Raw genomic sequence first — 19581 nt, 5'->3', positions numbered from 1 at the left:
TTCTGAAATTCAGAAGCAGGAGGTGTGAATGGATCTGCGTCAGATGGAGTACCTCCTCGCAGTCGCCGAGGAACGCCACTTCACCCGCGCGGCCGAGCTCGCGGGCATCTCGCAGTCCGGCCTCTCCTCAGCGATTCGCAACCTCGAACAGGAACTGGGCACCCCGCTGTTCGATCGTACGACGCGCCGCGTGGAGCTGACCGAAGCGGGCTTGGCGCTGCTGCCTTATGCGCGGCAGATGCTGGCAAATGCCACGCAGGCGCGCGATGCAGTGATCAAGGCGAGCCAGGAGGTGACAGGCTTCCTCCGCATCGGCGCCGAACAATGCCTGGGCTTCGTCGACGTGGCAGATCTCCTTGAGCGCTTCCACCGGCGCCACCCGCGCGTCGAGACTCACTTCACGCAAGCCGGCTCGCAGGAGCTCGTCGCGCTGACGCGGGCAGGTGAGATCGACGTGGCATTCGTGGCGGCGACCAAGCACCTCGGCGCACTGCCGAACCGAATCCTAGGCGAGGAGCCGCTCGTCCTGCTAGCGGCCCCTGACCACCCGATCGCTGCACGCGCCGACCTGCGCCCGGAGATCGCCTGGCACGCGCTCGAAGGTGAAGATTTCATTGAGTTCACCGGCACATGGGGCATCCGCGAGTTGAACGACGATATCCTCGCAGCGCACGGCATCCACCGGCGGGTGCGGTGCACCGTCAACGACGTGCACACACTTCTGGACCTCGTCACCCGCGGCCTGGGCGTCGCGATCGTGCCCCGCCACGTCGCGGCCAAGCCGCAGGCGGTCGGTCTGCGCATGGTCGCGCTCCCTCAGACCGCGGGTCTGTCATGGAAGGTATCGGCCGTCTCTGCCGCGCATGATCACATCGCGGCACCCTCGACGCACCTGCTCGAGTTGCTCTCGGATCTCGGCGCGCCAGCCGAGACACACCTCCACGCGAGCTGATGCGGTGGCGAGCGGGACCGGCTCGAATTGGTCAGCTTGATCAACGGGAGAAGCGCCGCCCTTGTGGGCGGCGCTTCTTGTTTCTGTGGAGCCTAGGAGATTCGAACTCCTGACATCCTGCTTGCAAAGCAGGCGCTCTACCAACTGAGCTAAGGCCCCGCGAGGGTGTTTAGTTGAGGTGAAAAGTGGGGCTACCAGGATTTGAACCTGGGACCTCTTCATTATCAGTGAAGCGCTCTAACCAACTGAGCTATAGCCCCGTCAACCTCCAAGACTTTACCGGAGATCGACGGAAAATCCGAATCGGAGCCGGTCAATCCCCTGGCCGCAGAATCGCACTGCCTGCAGAGACGCCGGCCACGATCGAATTCCGCGCGTTCGACGAGGTCTGCAGCCCGTTGTCGAGCGATCCGGCACTCACATCCTGATTCAGGTTGTACTCCTCATCCGGCAGCGTCAGCTCGAGCGATCCGGCACTCACATCGAACCGCACCTCACTCGGTGCCGTCCCTGTGAGCTCCGCGACCATCCGCCCCGCCGAGATGGTGAAGTCGGCCTCCGACACGTCCGCCAAGTCGAGTTCCGCGCGACCCGCCCCCAGGTCCAGATCGATCGTCTCGGCCGATCCGGTGATGAACAGCGCGCCGGCGCCCATCTCGACATCAACCTCACCGAAGTCGCCCTCCACGTCCAGGCTCCCGGCGCCGAGCGAGATGTCAGCGTCGAGTCCTGTGCCGCGCAGCTCCTCCGGCAGAGTCAACACCACACGCTGCTCGTCGTTGAACCAGTCGCCGAACCACCAGCCGAACTTCATCTCGGGGCTGTTCACGACGAGTTCGTCGTCATCGCGAGTGAGCACCCACCGGTTGTTGCCGCTTCCCGAGACATCGAGCTGTGCGTCCTCCACGTCACCGAACTCGACGCGCATGTTCACGCCACCGAGTTCCAGATCCATGCCGGTGACGCCGGAGGCATCGATCTGCTGCCGCGACTCATCGACCGACGTGGTCACATCATTGACGGCGGCGATCGCCGCCGTGCCGCCGGTCGCCAGCAGAGCGACGCCCCCGAAGACCGCGATCGCGATGGCACCCGCACGCGCACCCGACCCGCGCGGTCCCGCCGGTCCCGGTGCCGTTGCACCCGGGGCCGGCGCACCCTGAGCTGGAGCACTCGAAGCCGCAGCCCCCGAGTCTGCTGCCGGCGGCGGGCTGAGCGGCACGTCGTGCCCACCCTGGTTGTTCTGTGATTCGGCGTTCATCGTGCCGCTCCTGTCTGTGACTGATTCCCGAATGGCGGGGTTCCGGGTGGCGGGGTTCCGAGCGGACCCGTGCCGCTGCCGGTGTTCTCGATGTGGGCGAGCGCTGCGAGCACTCGGCGGTTGCCGGCTTCGGGTTCGAGGCCGAGCTTTTGGAAGATGGACGTGATGTACTTCTCCACGCTGCCCTCGGAGAGGAACAGCAGACCTGCGATCGTCTGATTCGATTTGCCCTCAGCGATGAGCGAGAGCACGGTGCGCTCGCGCTCGGTGAGCTGCAGCATCCGATCATCCCGATTGCGCCGCGTGAGCAGCTGCGCGACGACCTCGGGATCGAGAACGGAAGCTCCTTCAGCGATCCGCTCGACCGATGCGACGAACTCGGAGACATCGGCGACGCGGTCCTTCAGCAGATAGCCCAGCGGGCCACCCTGCGCGGCGATCAGATCGCTGGCATAGCGCTCCTCGACATACTGCGACAGCACGAGGAGGGGGAGCGACGGATGCGTCTTCCGCAGCCCGAGAGCGGCGCGGATGCCCTCGTCGGTGAATGTCGGAGGAAGGCGCACATCGAGGATGCACAGCTCAGGATCCGTCGTCCGCACGGCGTCGGTGAGTCCATCCGTGTCGGGAAGAGCTGCGACGACCTCGTGACCCGAGTCTTCGAGCAGTCGCACCAGCCCCTCGCGCAGCAGCACGGAGTCTTCACAGATCAGGATGCGCATGGCACGCTCACCTCCAGCGATGTCGGCCCGCCCTGCGGACTGTCGAGACGGAACGTGCCGCCGGCCGCGAGCACGCGGTTCGAGATGCCGTCGAGTCCGCCACCCGGCTGCACCTGCGCACCGCCCATGCCGTTGTCTTCGACACGGGCCCACAGCACGCCGCCCTCGCGCAGTCGTACGATCACCCGGCACTCGCTGGCACGGGAGTGCTTGGCGGCATTGGTGAGAGACTCCGCGATCGAGAAGTACACGGCAGCCTCGGCGTCGCGGCTGCAGCGACCGTCCATGCGCACGTCGAGATGCACCGGGATGTGCGACCTGCTGGCAAGGGCTGAAAGCGCAGCATCCAGTCCGCGATCATCGAGAACCGAGGCATGGATGCCGCGGGCGAGCTGTCGCAGCTCGGTGATCGCCGCCTTCGTGGAGGTGTGCGCCTCCGAGATCAGATCCTTCGCCTGCGCGGGGTCGTCATCGATCTTCTGATGCGCGAGGCCCAGAGTCATCCCGACCGAGACCAGACGGGGCTGAACGCCATCGTGCAGATCGCGTTCGATGCGCGTGCGCTCGACGTCTGCTGCGCGCACCGCACCTTCGCGCTGCGCGCTCGTGGTGCGCACCTGCTCGGTGAGCTCGGCCTCGCGGTTGGGCACGACCAGCGCACACGAGATGGTGCGATGCAGCAGGGCGAGACCGATGATGCCCGCCGCTGCGGCGAGAGCACCGAGGACACCTGCAAGCACAGCCCACTCGACGCCAACTTGGCCGACGCCGAAGGCGAGTGGAATCGAGACCGTCTCGGCGGCGCCGAGCGGCGCGAAGATGCTGATCGCCGAGAAGACCAGGGCCCAGAAGAGCCTGAGCACCAGCGCACCGAAGATGCAGGCGATGACGAAGCTCGCCACTGCACGCCACATGCGTCCGTCGATGCTCTGACGTCCGAGCGAGCGGAGCCATCCCCCGAACCCTGGCCGCTGGCGGCGACGAGGCTGGAGGTCGGCGATGTCGAGAGCGTACAGCCCTCTCACACGCACGATCTCGAACCATCCGAGCCCGAACAGCGCGTAGACGAAGCCGACCAGGAACAGCAGTCCGATCCCGAGGACGAACAGCAGAACCACGCCGGTTCCGAACGTGGCGGCCAGGATCCCGATGATCCCGCCGCCGAGCACGCCGAGTGCGGCCAGATGCAGGATCGTGAAGAACAGCCGCAGCGGTGGCGCTTTGGTCGGCGCCTCTGCGGGTGAAGTGGCAGTCTGTGTCGTCATACCTCGAGGCTAGGCCGCGGGCGCACCCGTGCGACACCGCGTCATCCCGACACCTGGCTTCGGGTTTTCCCTACCTGCTCGCACGGCGATGCCCGCACGGCTCTTCAGATCCGTGCCGCCGGTGCGGGCGCGATGCCGGCGAGGAGGATGTCGACGAAGGGTCGTTGATCGGCCGAACCGCCCAGACGAACCGCGTGCTCGATTCCGCAGACGAGGTGCTGCAGCTGCGCGACCGTGAGATCGGCACGGACGACACCGGCCTCCTTCGCCCGCGAGAGCAGCATTTCGAACGTGCTGAGGAGTCGATGCTTCAGTTCGCGCACGGCCCCTGATTCGTCATCGGGAGAGACGAGCACTTCCTGCAGGCCGCCGTCCTCGAGTTGGAGCTCGAGCGCCGCACGGAGGAAGTCGCCGAGAGAACGTGCGGGATCCGGTTGATCGATCGCCTCGCGTACCTGCGTGTCGAGCCGCTGCAATGTTTCGAGACTGAGCGCCTCGACGAGTGCATGCACGGTCGGGAAATGTCGATATACGGTGCCGACGCCGACACCGGCGTCACGCGCGATCTCGTTCAGGCGCAGATCACGCGGATCGCGTGTGCGCGCGATCTCGAGTATCGACTCTCGCGATCGTGCGGCGTCTGCACGGAGGGCATTCATGTCGTCCATGGTACACAACCGGATAGGTCATCCACTCGTGTTGGCTTAAGTGGACACATCATCCGAATAGAAGGAGTACGACATGCCCTGGAACCCTGAGAGCCTCCCTCGTGCGCAGGAGCGCACCTTCGTCGTCACAGGTACGACGGCCGGAATCGGCTACTTCGCCTCCGAACAGCTGGCCGGTACCGGCGCGCACGTGGTCATCGCCGCCCGATCCGCCGCGAAGCCCCAGTCCGCGCAGGCATCCATCCGCGAGCAGCATCCTGCGGCATCGCTCGCATCGACGCTCATGGATCTGAGTTCGCTGGCTTCTGTCGCGCGCGCGGCCGAGGAGCTCTCGACGCTGCCGCGCATCGACGGCATCGTCCTCAACGGCGGAGCGATGGCATTCTCGTCGTCCGCCACCACTGCAGACGGACTGCCCATGCTGCTCGGAACCCATGTGATCGCCAACGTCGTGCTCATCGCACAGCTGCTTCCCACACTCGTCGCGAGCGCGGAACGGCATGGCACCACCCCGCGGATCGTGCACACGTCGACGGGGTACGTCGAGAGATTCGGCCGCCCCGTCGGCGACATCCGCCGCGTTCCGCGCATCGGGATCGCCGCCTACACCAAGGCGAAGACCGTGACGGAGATCTTCGCGTTCGAATTGGATCGACGGCTCCGTGCCGCACGTCTGCCGGTCGCATCGATCGTGACCCGGCCGGTGTGGGCGTCGATGCCAAGACGCCGCACCGCGCCGGCATCCGCGATGTGACCACGCCGTACCAGCGCAACCCGAACACCCCGTGGGCGCAGGGAAAGGACACCGCGGCATGGTCCGCGGTGCGCGCCGCGATCGATCCGGAAGCGCCGGGCGGCGACTACTTCGCGCCCGCGGGCGGGGTCAAGGGCGCGCACCTGTCGCCATACCGCCGAGTCCGCGCACCGCGCAGCCGGGTCACGACGTGGCACGGCGGGTGTGGTCGCAGCTCGAGGAGCTCACCGGTATGGAACTGGGAATCTGAGCTGTCGGCGACGGCGGGCCCCCGGAAACGCAGAGAGGGCGGATGCCGCAGCATCCGCCCTCTTCTGGAAACAGGATCAGTTCGACGTGAAGCCGACGAGCAGCCCGCCGGTGACTTTGACGGCCAGGTTGTAGATCCCGGCGCCGACGGCACCCAGCACGGTGACGACGATCAGATTCAGGATCGACACGACAGCGGCGAACGCCATGACCTGAGGCAGACCCATGAGCGACGCGAGTGACACCGATCCGTCAGTGATGTTGCCGACGAACTCATCTGTCTGCGACATGATCCCCGTCGCCTGCAGCACGAGGAAGATCAGGAAGAACGAGACCATGGTCACGATCGCGAGCGCGACCGCCGCCAGGAACGAGAGCTTCACGGCCGACCAGAAATCGACGTAGACCAAGCGCAGGCGGACCTGCTTGCCGCCGGTCTTACGCGTCGATTTCTTCGCCAACTTGTCGGCTACTGTGCTCATACGTCTGTGCTTTCCTCGGGGGTCTCGGTGTCGGAGTCCGCCTCGTCCAGTTCTTCGACGATTCGGCGTTCTCCGTTACGTGCGATGGCGAGGATCCGGTCCTTCTCGGACGTCCGGGCGAACACCACTCCCATGGTGTCGCGGCCCTTGGCGGGCACCTCGGCCACGGCAGAGCGTACCACCTTGCCGCTGGACAGAACCACCAAGACCTCGTCGTCCTCCGACACGATCAGACCACCCGCGAGAGTGCCCCGATCGTCGTTGAGTTTGGCGACCTTGATGCCGATTCCGCCGCGTCCCTGAACGCGGTACTCCGAGATCGACGTACGCTTCGCATAGCCACCGTCGGTGACGACGAAGACGAAACCGTCGTCACCGGCGACGGATGCCGACAGAAGATCATCGTCTCCGCGGAAGCTCATGCCCTTGACGCCCTCGGTCGCGCGCCCCATCGGACGCAGCGCCTGGTCGGTGGCGTTGAACCGCAGCGACATGCCATGACGGCTGATCAGCAGGATGTCGTCAGAGGCATCGACGAGCAGTGCGCTGACGAGTTCGTCCTCTTCACGAAGACGGATCGCGATGACACCACCCTGGCGGTTCGTGTCGTAATCGCTGAGGCGCGTCTTCTTGACGACGCCGCCCCGAGTGGCGAGCACCAGATAGTCGGCGACGTTGTAGTCGCGCATCGCGAGGATCTGCGCGATGCTCTCGTCCGGCTGCAGTGCCAGCAGATTCGCGACGTGCGTGCCCTTCGCATCCCGACCGGCCTCCGGCGCTTCGTAGGTCTTCGCCCGATAGACACGACCCTTGTCGGTGAAGAACAGCAGCCAGTGATGAGTCGTCGTCACGAAGAAGTGCTCGACGACATCATCCGCACGAAGCTGCGCGCCCTTGACACCCTTACCGCCGCGATGCTGCGAACGATAGTTGTCGCTGCGCGTGCGCTTGAGGTATCCGTCGCGGGTGACGGTGACGACCATCTCCTCCTCGGCGATGAGGTCTTCCATCGACACATCACCGTCGAAGCCCTGGAGGATGTGCGTGCGACGCTCGTCGCCGAAGCGCTCGACGATGCCTTCCAGCTCTTCGCGGATGATGGCGCGCTGGCGCATCTCGTCAGCGAGGATCGCCTTGAAATCTGCGATCTTCGCTTCGAGTTCCGTCGCCTCATCGACGATCTTCTGTCGTTCGAGAGCGGCGAGGCGGCGCAGCTGCATCTGCAGAATGGCGTCTGCCTGAATCTCGTCGATGTCGAGCAGCTTCTGCAGCCCCTCGTTCGCCTCCTGCGGGGTGGGAGAGCGACGGATCAGCGCGATGACCTCGTCGAGCGCGTCGAGCGCCTTGAGGTAGGCGCGCAGAATGTGCATGCGCTCTTCGGCCTTGCGCAGACGGAAGATCGTGCGACGAACGATGACGGCGATCTGATGGGAGATCCAGTGCGTGATGAAACCGTCGAGCGCAAGCGTGCGCGGCACGCCGTCGACGATCGCCAGCATGTTCGCGCCGAAGTTGTCCTGCAGCTGCGTGTGCTTGTAGAGGTTGTTGAGGACGACCTTGGCGACGGCATCCCTCTTGAGGACGACGACGAGACGCTGACCGGTGCGGTCGCTGGTCTCGTCGCGGATGTCGGCGATGCCGGTGATCTTGCCGTCACGGGCGAGGTCGCCGATCTTCACCGCGACATTGTCGGGGTTGACCTGGTACGGCAACTCTGTGATCACGAGGCAGGTACGACCCTGGATCTCTTCCACGTTGACGACGGCCCGCATCGTGATGGAGCCGCGACCCGTGCGATATGCCTCGTGGATGCCCTTGGATCCGAGAATCTGCGCACCGGTGGGGAAATCCGGACCGGGGACGCGCTTGATCAGCCCTTCAAGGAGCTCTTCACGCGGAAGGTCAGGGTTGTCGAGCGCCCAGAGCGCCGCATTCGAGATCTCGCGCAGGTTGTGCGGCGGGATGTTGGTGGCCATGCCGACCGCGATGCCGACGGAACCGTTGACGAGCAGGTTCGGGAATCGCGCCGGCAGAACCGTCGGCTCCTGGGTCTGACCGTCGTAGTTGTCCGTGAAGTCGACGGTCTCCTCTTCGATGTCGCGCACCATCTCGAGCGCGAGCTGGGCCATCTTCGTCTCGGTGTAACGCGGGGCAGCAGCTCCCATGTTTCCCGGAGAACCGAAGTTTCCCTGACCCTGCGCGAGGGGGTACCGCATCGACCACGGCTGCACGAGGCGGACGAGCGCGTCGTAGATCGCCGAGTCACCGTGCGGGTGGTACTGACCCATGACCTCGCCGACGACGCGGGCGCACTTCGAGAACGACTTGTCCGGACGGAACCCGCCGTCGTACATGCCGTAGATCACGCGACGGTGCACCGGCTTCAGGCCATCGCGTACATCAGGCAGCGCACGGCCGACGATGACCGCCATGGCGTAGTCGAGGTAGCTGCGCTCCATCTCGAACTTCAGATCGACCTGGTCGATCTTTCCGTGCTCGTGCAGGGGAGTCGCGTCGGGGCGTTCTTCGTCAGTCATGTGTTTCTTTCAGTTCCGGTCGCCGTGAATGCCTGAGCGTCAGATATCGAGGAAGCGGACGTCCTTGGCATTGCGCTGGATGAATCCGCGGCGGGACTCGACGTCCTCACCCATCAACACACTGAAGATCTCATCCGCCGAAGCGGCGTCTTCGATGGTCACCTGACGGAGGGTTCGTGTGTTGTGATCCATGGTGGTCTCCCACAGTTCCTTGGCGTTCATCTCGCCGAGGCCCTTGTAGCGCTGCACACCGGAATCCTTCGGAAGACGCTTGCCGTTTGCGAGACCGTGCTCCATCAGCGCATCGCGCTCAGCATCCGAGTACACGTACTCATGCGGCTGGTTCGTCCACTTCAGGCGATACAGCGGCGGCATCGCGAGGTAGACGAAGCCGGCCTCGATGAGTCCGCGCATGTAACGGAACAGCAGCGTCAGCAACAGTGTCGTGATGTGCTGCCCGTCCACATCAGCATCCGCCATCAGCACGATCTTGTGGTATCGGGCCTTCTCGATGTCGAAGTCCTCGCCGATGCCAGTGCCGAAGGCCTGGATCATCGCCTGAACCTCTTTGTTGCCCAGTGCCTTGTCGAGACGCGCTCGTTCGACGTTGAGGATCTTGCCGCGAAGAGCCAGGATCGCCTGGGTGTGCGGATCGCGACCCTGCACGGCGGAACCGCCTGCCGAATCACCCTCGACGAGGAAGATCTCGCTGATCGACGGGTCCTTGCTCGTGCAGTCCTTGAGCTTGTCCGGCATCGCGGCCGACTCGAAGACGCTCTTGCGACGAGCGGTCTCGCGCGCCTTGCGGGCGGCCATGCGTGCGGTCGCCGCATCGATCGACTTGCGGATCACGTTCTTCGCCTGAGTCGGGTTTCGCTCCAGCCAGTCACCGAGCTGATCGCCGACGACCTTCTGGACGAACGCCTTCGCCTCGGTGTTGCCGAGCTTCGTCTTGGTCTGTCCCTCGAACTGCGGCTCGCCGAGCTTGATCGAGATGACGGCCGTCAGACCTTCGCGCACATCATCGCCGGAGAGGTTGTCGTCCTTCTCCTTCAGCAGGTTGTTCGCGCGGGCGTACTTGTTGACCAGCGTCGTCAGCGCGGCACGGAAGCCCTCTTCGTGCGTGCCGCCCTCATGGGTGTTGATGGTGTTGGCGTACGTGAAGACGTTCTCGGTGTATCCGGTCGTCCACTGCATCGCGACCTCGAGCGAGATCTTGCGCTCGGCGTCCTCCGACTCGAAATCGATGATCTCGTCGTTGACGACCTCGGCATGACGCACCCGGTTCAGGTACTCGACGTAGTCGACGAGGCCGCGCTCGTAGAGGAACACATCACCGCGCTGCTTCGTGACGGTGGCGCCGTCTTCTTCGACCTCGTATGCCGAGCCCTCACGCTCGTCCTGCAGTTCGATGCGCAGCCCCTTGTTCAGGAACGCCATCTGCTGGAACCGCGTGCGCAGGGTCTCGTAATCGAACTCGACGCCTTCGGTGAAGATCGCGGCATCGGGCCAGAAGGTGATGTTGGTGCCGGTCTCGTCTGTCTCGGCACCTTCTATGAGCCCTTGTTCCTGGGGCACGCCGCCGTTCGAGAAACTGTGGTTCCACACACGGCCCTGCCGTTTGATCTCGACGTCGAAACGTGTGGAGAGGGCATTCACGACGGAAGAGCCGACACCGTGCAGACCACCCGAGACCGCATAGCCGCCGCCGCCGAACTTTCCGCCGGCGTGCAGGATCGTCAGCACGACCTCGACAGTCGATTTGGTCGGGTCCGACGAGTGCGGATCGACAGGGATGCCACGGCCGTTGTCGACGACCCGCACGCCTCCGTCGGCCAGCAACGTCACAAGGATCGTGTCGGCGTGGCCGGCCATCGCCTCATCGACGGAGTTATCGACGATCTCCTGCACAAGGTGGTGCAGACCGCGCGGTCCGGTCGAACCGATGTACATGCCGGGCCGCTTGCGCACAGCCTCGAGACCCTCGAGGACCTGGATCTCATTGGCTCCGTACTCGCCCTGCTGCTTCTGCTTGGGGGTTACGGAGGACTCGGTGTCGGGGATGCCCCCGGTTGTCGATTCAGGCTCGTCAGCGGGGGTTTCAGTCGTCATCAGAGGTGATTCTCCACATCGATATCTCGAATGCCCAGTCTAGCGTGTCCGGACCGCGAAGATGTGGCTATACGGCCTTGTGTGGCCCTGAGATCGATCGAGATGGCTTCGTTGGTGCCCTACCCGTAGGTATCGCGTGGACCGCGCCCTGGGACGGCTCTCGGCCCCCATTTCCAAGAGGGAACGTCCGGCCCGATGAAACGAAGGTTGTTCACACCCGCCTGCGGGTAGCGTCTGCCGATCTCGGTGAGGATGGTCGCGCGCATGAACTGAAGGTTCTTCGCCCAGGCCGTCGAGTCGCATTTGACCGTCAGCATCCCGTTCTCCAGAGAGACCGGTTCGGAGTGCTTCGCCGTGTCGGACCCGGCGAGGTCGGCCCACTGTCGAACCAGATCCTCCCGCGCCAGGGTGATCTCCCATCCGGACTCCCGGCTGAGCGTGTCGAGCACGGCCCCGAGAGCGCCGGGATCGCGGCCGGGCGTGAACGGCGCGTTGTCGTCATCGTCGCGGATGCGCCGCTTGCGCTTCCATGATTTCGAACTCGGCTTCAGACCCCGAAGACGCAGATAGGTCGCAACGGTCTCGGGGATGTCGGATGCCGCGTCACTCATCGTCTTCCTCCGCTGTGCTGTCGGGGTCGGTCTCAGGGCCGCTGCCGGTAGTACTCGCCTCGGATTCGGTGCTGTCGTCGGCGTCGGCGGCGGCGGAGACGGCTCGGTCGTCCGTGATCGTGCCTGCGTCGATGCGAACGACATGACGGTGCAGCTCCTCGGGAATATCCTCCTCTACCGCAGCCGTCACCACCACCTGCTCGTAACCGACGGTGAGGCCGGCCAGTCGCTGCCGTCGATCGGCATCGAGCTCGGCGAACACGTCGTCGAGGATCAGCACGGGATCGCCAGCGGGAGATTCCGCCCGGAGCAGTTCGGCGGATGCCAGTCGCAGCGCCAGCGCGACCGACCAGGATTCGCCGTGCGACGCGTACCCCTTCACCGGCAGTCCGCGCACGCGCAGCAGCAGGTCGTCGCGGTGCGGGCCGACGAGGGTGAGACCTCGATCGAGTTCTTGCGTGCGCTTCGCGTCGAGTGCTGCGCGGAACATCTCGGCGATCTCGCCGCGAGACTCGGACGATCCCTCTTCGCCTTCTTCCGGGTCGCCGCCCCGCACCGAGAGCGCCCATTCGATCTCGGGAGTGTGATCTGCGCCGGCGATCGCAGTGTATGCGGCGGCCAAGGGCTGCTGCAGGTCGGTCGCGAGGCGCAGTCGCGCGTCGATGATCTCGGATCCGAGCGCGACGAGCTTGTCGTTCCAGACATCGAGAGTGGCGAGCGCTTCGCCGCGGATGCCGCGGGCACGAGCAGATTTCAGCAGCGCAGTGCGCTGCTTGAGGACGCGGTCGTAGTCACCGAGGACGGCAGCCATGCGCGGAGTTCGCTGGATCAGCAGTTGATCCGCGAAACGCCGCCGCGACGACGGATCGCCGCGGACGATCTGCAGGTCTTCCGGTGCGAACAGCACGACGTGCGCATACCTGGGGAGCTCATTCGTCTTCGACGGCGATCCGTTGATGCGCGCCTTGTTCGAACCCTGCCTGTTGATCTGCACCTCGGCGAGCACTTTGCGCTCTCCGACAGAGAGTCGCGCACGGATCACGGCGTATTCCTGCCCGTCTTTGACCATCGGCGCATCCGAAGACACCCGATGCGAGCCCAGAGTCGCAAGGAAGACCACTGCTTCCGCGAGATTCGTCTTGCCCTGACCGTTTCGGCCGACCAGCACGTTCGGCCCTGGGAGCAGCGCGAGTTCGGCGGTCGCGTAATTGCGAAAGTCCACCAGGCTCAGATGCTCCACAATCACGGGTTCACCCTACCTTTTGCCACGGACATGATTCCGGGCCGCGGAGAGAGATCAGCGGAGGAGAAGGTTGGGCTGGAGGAGGTACTTGAACGAGTCGTTGCCGGCCTGCTCGACGGAGGTCTGGCTGGTGATCAGAACCGGGCTGAGCTTGTTCGCGTTGTCACTTGAGGTGAAGGTCACGCGCACGAACTCGCTCTTGACCGCGCTGAGTGCTTCCGTCAGGTACTGCGGGTTGAGCCCGAGTGTCACGTCGTCGCCGCCCGAGAGGTGCGCATCCACCGACTCGGATGCTCTGGCGTGCTCACTGCCGGACGCATCCATCGTCACGCTGTCGGATGTGAACGTGAATCGCAGTGGAGCAGCACGATCGAGCACGAGTGCCACACGGCGGACGGCCTCGATCAAATCTGCGGTGCTGACGACCGCGTAGTGCTCGGTCTGCTCGGGGAACAGTCGGCGAACCGGCGGGAAGTTGCCCTTGATCAGAAGCGACGTGACGGTCTTGTTGCCCGCCGTGAAGGCGATGATCTCGCGGTCGCCCTCACCGGAGAAGGCGATCTGAATGGTACCTGCGTGACCGAACGTCTTGCCGACCTCGGTCAGCGTGCGAGCCGGAACGAGTGCCGTCTGCTCAGGGGCGTCGCCGTCCCACGGCACATCGCGCAGCGATACGCGGTAACGGTCAGTGGCGACCAGGCTCAGATTGTGACCTGAGACTTCGAGCTGCACACCGGTGAGCACCGGAGTCACGTCGTCGCGAGAGGCGGCGAACCCGACCTGGGCGATCGCGGTTCCGAAATCGTCAGCCGGTACGACACCGGAAGAGCCGGAGACCTCAGGGATCGATGGATATTCCTCGACGGGCATGGCTGCGAGGGTGAATCGAGCAGAGCCGCAGGTGACCGCGATTCCGCCGTCTTCCTCGACAGCGATCTCGATCGGTGCGTTCGGGAGGCGGCTGGCGATGTCGGAGAGCAGCCGGCCGTGCACGAGGATCGTGCCAGGAGTTTCGACCGTGGCCTCGATCGTCGTACGTGCAGATGCCTCGTAGTCGAACGCCGAGAGCGTGAGCCCCTGCTCGCCTGCTTCGATCAGGACTCCGGCGAGGATCGGCTGCGGGTTTCGCTGGGGCAGCAGCTTGACGACGAAAGACACAGCTTCGCTGAATACATCGCGGTTGACCTGGAACCTCACGGGCGCTCCCTCGTCGTAATTACAAGACCTGTCGGGGGTGGACCCACGTCAGGGGTTCCCATCGTATCCCCACAGCAAGGATGCGCCATACGACGGCTTCTCCACCCTTGAGGTGATCGGATCGCACTCTCAAAGGGTTAACTCCTTAACAGTGTTAACCGCTGTGGAAACTGTGGATAAGTCGGTGGATATCAATCGCGAGTAGGGAACTACACACGTGTGAGATGTGGAATCCCTGAGGAATCCGCATCAATACGGGGTCGGAACAACAAAGGTGTGATTCGGAGTTATCCACAGGATGCCGTCATCGGCACACATTCGTCCCGAACTCTGCATGAATCCATCCACAAGTTATCCACATGTGCAAAGCGGCATTTATCTGACGCTCCCGGGAGCTGTCAAGCCGTCGAAAGGGCGTTTGTCAGCGTCGGCCGAGCTGCGTGGTGATCTCCGTCACCTGGTTGTAGATGGAGCGACGCTCTTTCATGAGCTCGCTGATCTTCTTGTACGCGTACATCACCGTCGTATGGTCGCGGTTGCCGAACAACTGCCCGATCTTGGGGAGAGACAGGTTGGTGCGCTCGCGGCACAAATACATCGCGATCTGGCGCGAGGTCGCGATCTGCTGCGAACGGCTCGATCCATACAGGTCGTCGACCGTGAGCTTGAAGTACTGCGCGGTCGCCGTGATGATGTCGGTCGGCGAGATGATGTTGTCTTCTGCCGTATCGATGATGTCTCGCAGCACGGTCTGGGCGAGGGAGATGTCGAGGGACGAGCGATTGAGGCTCGCGAAGGCCGAGACGCGGATCAGGGCGCCTTCGAGTTCGCGGATGTTGGACGAGACGACCGTGGCGATGTACTCGAGGACTTCGTCGGGAATGTGCAGTGCTTCGCTCTGCGCCTTCTTGCGCAGGATCGCGATGCGCGTCTCCAGGTCGGGCGCCTGCACGTCGGTGATGAGACCCCACTCGAAGCGGCTTCGCATCCGGTCCTCGAAGCCGGTGAGGTGTTTCGGTGCCACATCGCTCGTGATGACGACCTGCTTGTTGTGGTCGTGCAGCGTGTTGAACGTGTGGAAGAAGGCCTCCTGCGTCTCCGCGCGACCCTGCAGGAACTGGATGTCGTCGATGAGGAGGATGTCGACGTCGCGGTAGCGAGCCTGGAAGGCAGAGCCGCGGTTGTTCGCGATGGAGTTGATGAAGTCGTTCGTGAACTCCTCGCTGGAGACGTAGCGAACCTTCACTCCTGTGTACAGAGACTGTGCGTAGTCGCCGATGGCGTGGAGCAGGTGTGTCTTACCGAGTCCGGAATCGCCGTAGATGAACAGCGGGTTGTATGCCTTCGCTGGCGCCTCGGCGACCGCGACCGCGGCCGCGTGGGAGAAGCGGTTGGACTGGCCGATGACGAAGTTGTCGAACGTGTACTTGGGGTTGAGGCGCGATTCGTGCCGCAGCGGTGTCGGCTGCTCCATCGGCGACTCGCTGCGAGGCACCTCGTTGCGCGTGAAGTCGGCAACGACGATCGGTGCGGTCGGCTGCTCGGCGAGTTCGTGATTCACGACGACGCGGAACGTGGTCACCTCGTCACCGAGCTGCGTCAGCGCCTCCATGATCGGCATCCTCAGACGCTTGTTGATCTGCGCAGCGGTGAGGTCGTTCGGCACGTCGAGATAGAGCGTCGCGCCCATGACTCCCGCGGGAACCACGAGACTCAGGAACCCCTGCAGCTGAGGGGTCACACGGTCGTCGTGATCGAGGAGATCCGCCACCTGCGCCCAGATCGGAACGTCGGGCTGGGCAGGAGAGGACATGGTGCTCCGGGCAAGGGCTCGCGGAGGGCGGACCGGAACGGCCTTCCCCCCTGTGGATAACTTCGGATGCCACGGTAGTCACCCGCGCTGTGAACGGCAACCTGCCTGTGGAAAACCGCGGGTGTGTTGCGCAGCCCGCGAGTGTCGAGGTTGTGGATAATTGCTGTGCGGAGTGTTGATGCTCGAATCGATCGTGGCGCGGAGATTTGCCCTCTGCGCCGGTAAGACGTACCCTTAATCGGTTGACTTATGTCCGAAATCGGGCAGATCCCTATGTCTCCGGTCGTACACATCCGGTGACAGCGTTCCCGGAGTGATCCCATGACCAAGCGTACGTTCCAGCCCAACAACCGCCGCCGCGCCAAGAAGCACGGTTTCCGCGCCCGCATGCGCACCCGCGCCGGCCGTGGAATCCTCTCGGCTCGTCGCGCGAAGGGCCGCACCGAGCTCTCGGCGTAAGCCTCGTGCTCGCCCGTCCGTTCCGACTGACGCGAGGCACCGACTACAGGTCGGTAGTCCGTCGCGGTGTCCGGTGCGGGGGCGTCCGTGTCGTCACTTCCATGCTGACGACGGGTGAGGCACGTGAGCCGAGATTCGGGTTCATCATCAGCAAGCAGGTGGGCAACGCTGTGATCCGCAACACCGTGCGCCGGCGGCTCAAAGCCGTCTGTGCGGGGGCGATCGCAGATGTTCCCGAGGGCACGGATGTCGTCATCCGTGCCCTTCCTGCATCTGCGTCCGCCACCTTCGCTGATCTCGATGCGGATGTGACCAGGTGTCTCGCGCGTCTGAGCCATGGCCGGGTGACGGCATGAGCGCGTTGCCGTCCTATGCCATGGGCAAAGGGCATCTTCATGGGAGCGACCTCGTGCGCAGCATCCCGCTGGTTCCCCGAAATCTCGTCCTAGGTTTCCTCACCGGGTACCGTGCCGTGATCTCGCCTCTCTACGGCGACGTGTGCGCGTATTACCCATCGTGCTCGGCTTACGCTGTAGGTGCAGTGCAGCAGCACGGTGCAGTCAAAGGCGCCGTGCTCTCTGCATGGCGCATCCTGCGCTGCAACCCCTGGAGCAAAGGCGGCGTCGACGACGTCCGCCCTCACGACCATTTCCGATACGACCTGACCGCTCAAGGTTTCGTCGTACCTTCTCGAAAGGACTGAACAGTGGGTCTTGACCTTCTGCTCGCCTCTGCGACACCCACCCCGGACTCCGGCGGCGGCGGTTTCGATCTGCTTGGCACGATCCTCTGGCCGCTCAAGTGGGCCGTCGAGCTCATCCTCGTCGCGTGGCACTGGCTGTTCACCAGCGTCGGGCTCCCGGAAGCATCCGGAATCACTTGGATCCTGTCGATCGTCGGCCTTGTCATCGTCGTTCGCGCATCGGTATTTCCCCTGTTCGTGCGGCAAATCAAGAGCCAGCGCAAGATGATGGAAATCGCTCCTGAGATGAAGAAGATCCAGGAGAAGTACAAGGGCAAGAAGGACCAGCTCTCTCGTGAGGCGATGAGCCGCGAGACGATGGGGCTGTACAAGAAGCACGGCACCTCGCCGATGTCGAGCTGTCTGCCGTTGATCGTGCAGATGCCGATCTTCTTCGCCTTGTTCAGTGTGCTCAACGACGTGCAGAAGGTGCGGGACAACCCCGACTTCAGCGGTGTCGGCCTGCTCAGCAACGACCTCACGCAGCAGTTCTACGACGCGACCATCTTCGGCAATGTGTCTCTGCACGGTACGCTCGGCAACGCAATCGAGACGCAGAACACGGTCGCTATCGTCCTGTTGGTCATCCTCGTGGTGCTGATGATCGTTTCGCAGTTCTTCACGCAGCTGCAGATCATCTCGAAGAACCTGTCACCTGAGGCCAAGACCGGCCAGGCGTACCAGATGCAGAAGATCATGCTCTACGTGCTTCCGCTGGGCTTCATCTTCTCGGGTGTCTTCTTCCCGCTCGGTGTGGTCGTCTACTGGTTCATCTCGAACCTCTGGACCATGGCGCAGCAGTTCCTGGTCATCCGCGAGATGCCGACTCCTGGTTCGGAAGCAGCGAAGGCTCGTGAGGAGCGTCTGGCACGCAAGGGCAAGGCGATCGACTCTTCGGGCAAGGTCGTGCCGATGTCGGTGTACGAGGCACAGCAGCAGCGTCTTCTCGAGGAGGCTGAGAAGGCCAAGCAGAACGCCCCGAAGCGCCAGCAGCCTGTGGGTAAGAAGCGAGCCAAGAAGAAGGGCCCCAGCTCATGACCGGTGAAAACGTCGTCGAGCGCACTGCGGATCGTTCTGAGCCCACTGTTGAGCAGCTCGAGCATGAGGGAGATGTCGCCGCAGACTTCCTCGAAGAGCTCCTCGACATCGCCGACATCGACGGTGACCTGAACCTCGACGTGCGTCAGGGCCGTGCCTATGTCTCGGTCGACGCGGAGGGAGAGGACATCTCCGTTCTCGCCGATCCTGACACCGTGCAGGCGTTGCAGGAGATCACTCGTCTCGCTGTGCAGAGCAAGACTGGTTCTTTCTCGCGGCTCATTCTGGATGTCGGTGGATCACGTGATGCGCGTCGTCGTCAGCTCGAGACGCTCGTGGATGCGGCTGTCGTGAAACTCGACGAAGGCGCCTCGCAGGCGTCGCTGCCTTCGATGTCGAGCTATGAGCGCAAGCTTGTACATGACATCGTCGCCGATCGGGATCTCGTTTCCGAGTCCTACGGCGACGGGGCTGATCGCCACACGGTGATTCGCCGGCGTTGATGTTTCACGTGAAACATCGAAGGGATCGGGTATGACTTCGGTCGAGATCGAGCCGGCGGTTGCGGCATCGATTTTCGGTGATCGCATCGATCTCGCTCGTCGGTTCACGGCCGCACTCGCGGACCAAGGTGAAGAGCGTGGCCTGATCGGTCCTCTCGAGCTCCCTCGTCTGTGGACACGCCACGTGCTCAACAGTGCGATCGCCGCTCCCATCTTTCAGGGCACGGCGGCCGACATCGGATCCGGCGCTGGGCTCCCGGGTCTGGTGCTCGCCATTGCACGCCCCGACGTGATTTGGACGCTGATCGAGCCGATGGAGCGCCGCGTCAACTGGCTCAGCGAACAGGTGACGGAACTCGGTTTGGGCAATGTCGAAGTACTGCGCTCACGCGCGGAGGACGTGCGTGCCACCGGGAAGTTCGACTTCGTCACAGCTCGTGCTGTCAGCGCGCTGCGCACTCTCATCCCGTTCACCGCGCCTTTGCTGCGAGATGGGGGAGAGATTGCTCTGCTCAAGGGTGTGAACGCTCCGGCGGAGATCGAAGCTGCAGCCAAGCAGATCAAGAAGTACCGACTCAGCGACGTGCGCGTCGAGGTGCTGGGTGAAGGTGTGCTCGATGAGACGACTCGGGTCGTCAGGGCTACTGTTCGGGGCTAGCCCGTCCACTGTCTGCGTTGCCGACTCCCGGTACGCTGACTCTCTCGCAGAACAAGGAGCCGCCCGCTTCGCGGGCACCACGATGCTCGTTCGCTCGGCATCTCTGACGCCCTTGCCTGTTCGAGTGTGCGACATTCACCCCTCAGCAGGGAGGCGCGTTTGGGGAGTGATGTTTCACGTGAAACATCGTCGTTCGTGCGGCGACTCTAACGCGACCTGTGGTCAAGTCCCGGGTAGTGGTGTAGCGCGGTCCTTCGGTGTGAGAGGTTAGGCGCTGAGTTCGAGGATGGTGTCGGTCACCTCCTCGGTTCCGGT

Annotated in this window: 19 protein-coding genes and 2 tRNA genes; 8 read left to right on the top strand and 13 right to left on the bottom strand. The window is 63.8% G+C overall.

Annotated elements, in window-relative coordinates; all coding sequences use genetic code 11:
* Positions 1-28 precede the first annotated feature (28 nt).
* On the top strand, positions 29-952 hold the full coding sequence (locus tag HDC95_RS15870; RefSeq protein ID WP_259064621.1) for a LysR family transcriptional regulator: 924 nt from the start codon (positions 29-31) through the stop codon (positions 950-952).
* Positions 953-1038: 86 nt separating this feature from the next.
* Here HDC95_RS15870 and HDC95_RS15865 read toward each other — a convergent pair.
* The 6 genes from HDC95_RS15865 to HDC95_RS15840 form a co-directional block, all read right to left on the bottom strand.
* Positions 1039-1111: transfer RNA gene (locus tag HDC95_RS15865), tRNA-Ala, on the bottom strand.
* A gap of 27 nt (positions 1112-1138) precedes the next feature.
* Positions 1139-1212, bottom strand: a tRNA-Ile gene (locus HDC95_RS15860).
* A gap of 53 nt (positions 1213-1265) precedes the next feature.
* Positions 1266-2213 carry a DUF4097 domain-containing protein gene (locus HDC95_RS15855; RefSeq protein WP_259064620.1) on the bottom strand — a complete coding sequence of 316 codons (948 nt, stop codon included), beginning with the start codon at positions 2211-2213 and terminating at the stop codon, positions 1266-1268.
* Entirely contained in the window at positions 2210-2935 is a 726-nt protein-coding gene (locus HDC95_RS15850) for a response regulator transcription factor (protein ID WP_259064618.1), read from the bottom strand. Before HDC95_RS15850 ends, HDC95_RS15855 begins: the two co-directional genes overlap by 4 nt.
* Positions 2923-4200 (bottom strand): histidine kinase, encoded by a 1278-nt coding sequence (locus HDC95_RS15845; protein WP_259064616.1) that lies wholly within the window; start codon positions 4198-4200, stop codon positions 2923-2925. The genes HDC95_RS15850 and HDC95_RS15845 overlap by 13 nt, the downstream gene beginning before the upstream one ends.
* 104 nt (positions 4201-4304) lie before the next feature.
* Complete coding sequence (locus HDC95_RS15840; RefSeq protein ID WP_259064614.1) at positions 4305-4859, bottom strand: TetR/AcrR family transcriptional regulator; 555 nt, start codon at positions 4857-4859, stop codon at positions 4305-4307.
* Positions 4860-4941: 82 nt separating this feature from the next.
* On the opposite strand from HDC95_RS15840, the gene HDC95_RS15835 reads away from it, so the two are divergent.
* On the top strand, positions 4942-5622 hold the full coding sequence (locus HDC95_RS15835; RefSeq protein WP_259064613.1) for an SDR family NAD(P)-dependent oxidoreductase: 681 nt from the start codon (positions 4942-4944) through the stop codon (positions 5620-5622).
* A gap of 326 nt (positions 5623-5948) precedes the next feature.
* Here HDC95_RS15835 and HDC95_RS15830 read toward each other — a convergent pair whose 3' ends face one another.
* The 7 genes from HDC95_RS15830 to dnaA form a co-directional block, all read right to left on the bottom strand.
* The gene (locus HDC95_RS15830; RefSeq protein WP_033105587.1) at positions 5949-6353 is read right to left on the bottom strand and encodes a DUF3566 domain-containing protein; all 405 of its coding nucleotides are present in this window, start codon (positions 6351-6353) and stop codon (positions 5949-5951) included.
* Positions 6350-8890, bottom strand: a complete 2541-nt coding sequence (gene gyrA / locus HDC95_RS15825; protein WP_259064611.1) for a DNA gyrase subunit A — start codon at positions 8888-8890, stop codon at positions 6350-6352. The genes HDC95_RS15830 and gyrA overlap by 4 nt, the downstream gene beginning before the upstream one ends.
* Positions 8891-8929: 39 nt before the next feature.
* The gene (gene gyrB, locus HDC95_RS15820) at positions 8930-11002 is read right to left on the bottom strand and encodes a DNA topoisomerase (ATP-hydrolyzing) subunit B (protein WP_259064609.1); all 2073 of its coding nucleotides are present in this window, start codon (positions 11000-11002) and stop codon (positions 8930-8932) included.
* Positions 11003-11121: 119 nt separating this feature from the next.
* Positions 11122-11613, bottom strand: coding sequence for a DUF721 domain-containing protein (locus HDC95_RS15815; RefSeq protein ID WP_259064608.1), 492 nt, complete (start codon positions 11611-11613; stop codon positions 11122-11124).
* Entirely contained in the window at positions 11606-12859 is a 1254-nt protein-coding gene (gene recF / locus HDC95_RS15810; protein ID WP_259064607.1) for a DNA replication/repair protein RecF, read from the bottom strand. Before recF ends, HDC95_RS15815 begins: the two co-directional genes overlap by 8 nt.
* Positions 12860-12910: 51 nt before the next feature.
* Positions 12911-14053, bottom strand: a complete 1143-nt coding sequence (gene dnaN, locus HDC95_RS15805) for a DNA polymerase III subunit beta (protein ID WP_259064605.1) — start codon at positions 14051-14053, stop codon at positions 12911-12913.
* Between the two features lie 421 nt (positions 14054-14474).
* Positions 14475-15743 (bottom strand): chromosomal replication initiator protein DnaA, encoded by a 1269-nt coding sequence (dnaA, locus tag HDC95_RS15800; RefSeq protein WP_396652724.1) that lies wholly within the window; start codon positions 15741-15743, stop codon positions 14475-14477.
* Positions 15744-16187: 444 nt separating this feature from the next.
* On the opposite strand from dnaA, the gene rpmH reads away from it, so the two are divergent.
* Genes rpmH through rsmG form a run of 6 tightly spaced genes read left to right on the top strand, consistent with a single transcriptional unit; the run spans position 16188 to position 19266 of the window.
* The gene (gene rpmH, locus HDC95_RS15795; RefSeq protein ID WP_033105593.1) at positions 16188-16325 is read left to right on the top strand and encodes a 50S ribosomal protein L34; all 138 of its coding nucleotides are present in this window, start codon (positions 16188-16190) and stop codon (positions 16323-16325) included.
* Positions 16326-16330: 5 nt separating this feature from the next.
* On the top strand, positions 16331-16681 hold the full coding sequence (rnpA, locus tag HDC95_RS15790) for a ribonuclease P protein component (RefSeq protein WP_259064603.1): 351 nt from the start codon (positions 16331-16333) through the stop codon (positions 16679-16681).
* A complete protein-coding gene (gene yidD / locus HDC95_RS15785; protein WP_259064602.1) occupies positions 16678-17028 on the top strand; it encodes a membrane protein insertion efficiency factor YidD in 351 nt (116 codons plus the stop codon). The genes rnpA and yidD overlap by 4 nt, the downstream gene beginning before the upstream one ends.
* Positions 17029-17031: 3 nt before the next feature.
* On the top strand, positions 17032-18105 hold the full coding sequence (gene yidC / locus HDC95_RS15780) for a membrane protein insertase YidC (protein ID WP_259064601.1): 1074 nt from the start codon (positions 17032-17034) through the stop codon (positions 18103-18105).
* The gene (locus tag HDC95_RS15775; RefSeq protein WP_259064600.1) at positions 18102-18608 is read left to right on the top strand and encodes a R3H domain-containing nucleic acid-binding protein; all 507 of its coding nucleotides are present in this window, start codon (positions 18102-18104) and stop codon (positions 18606-18608) included. Before yidC ends, HDC95_RS15775 begins: the two co-directional genes overlap by 4 nt.
* 31 nt (positions 18609-18639) lie before the next feature.
* Positions 18640-19266 (top strand): 16S rRNA (guanine(527)-N(7))-methyltransferase RsmG, encoded by a 627-nt coding sequence (gene rsmG / locus HDC95_RS15770; RefSeq protein WP_259064599.1) that lies wholly within the window; start codon positions 18640-18642, stop codon positions 19264-19266.
* Positions 19267-19581: the final 315 nt, after the last annotated feature.

Origin of the sequence: Microbacterium sp. AK031, assembly GCF_024807145.1 — a bacterium.
In the GTDB taxonomy this organism is placed as follows: domain Bacteria; phylum Actinomycetota; class Actinomycetes; order Actinomycetales; family Microbacteriaceae; genus Microbacterium.
This window is presented reverse-complemented; position numbering and strand designations above follow the sequence as displayed.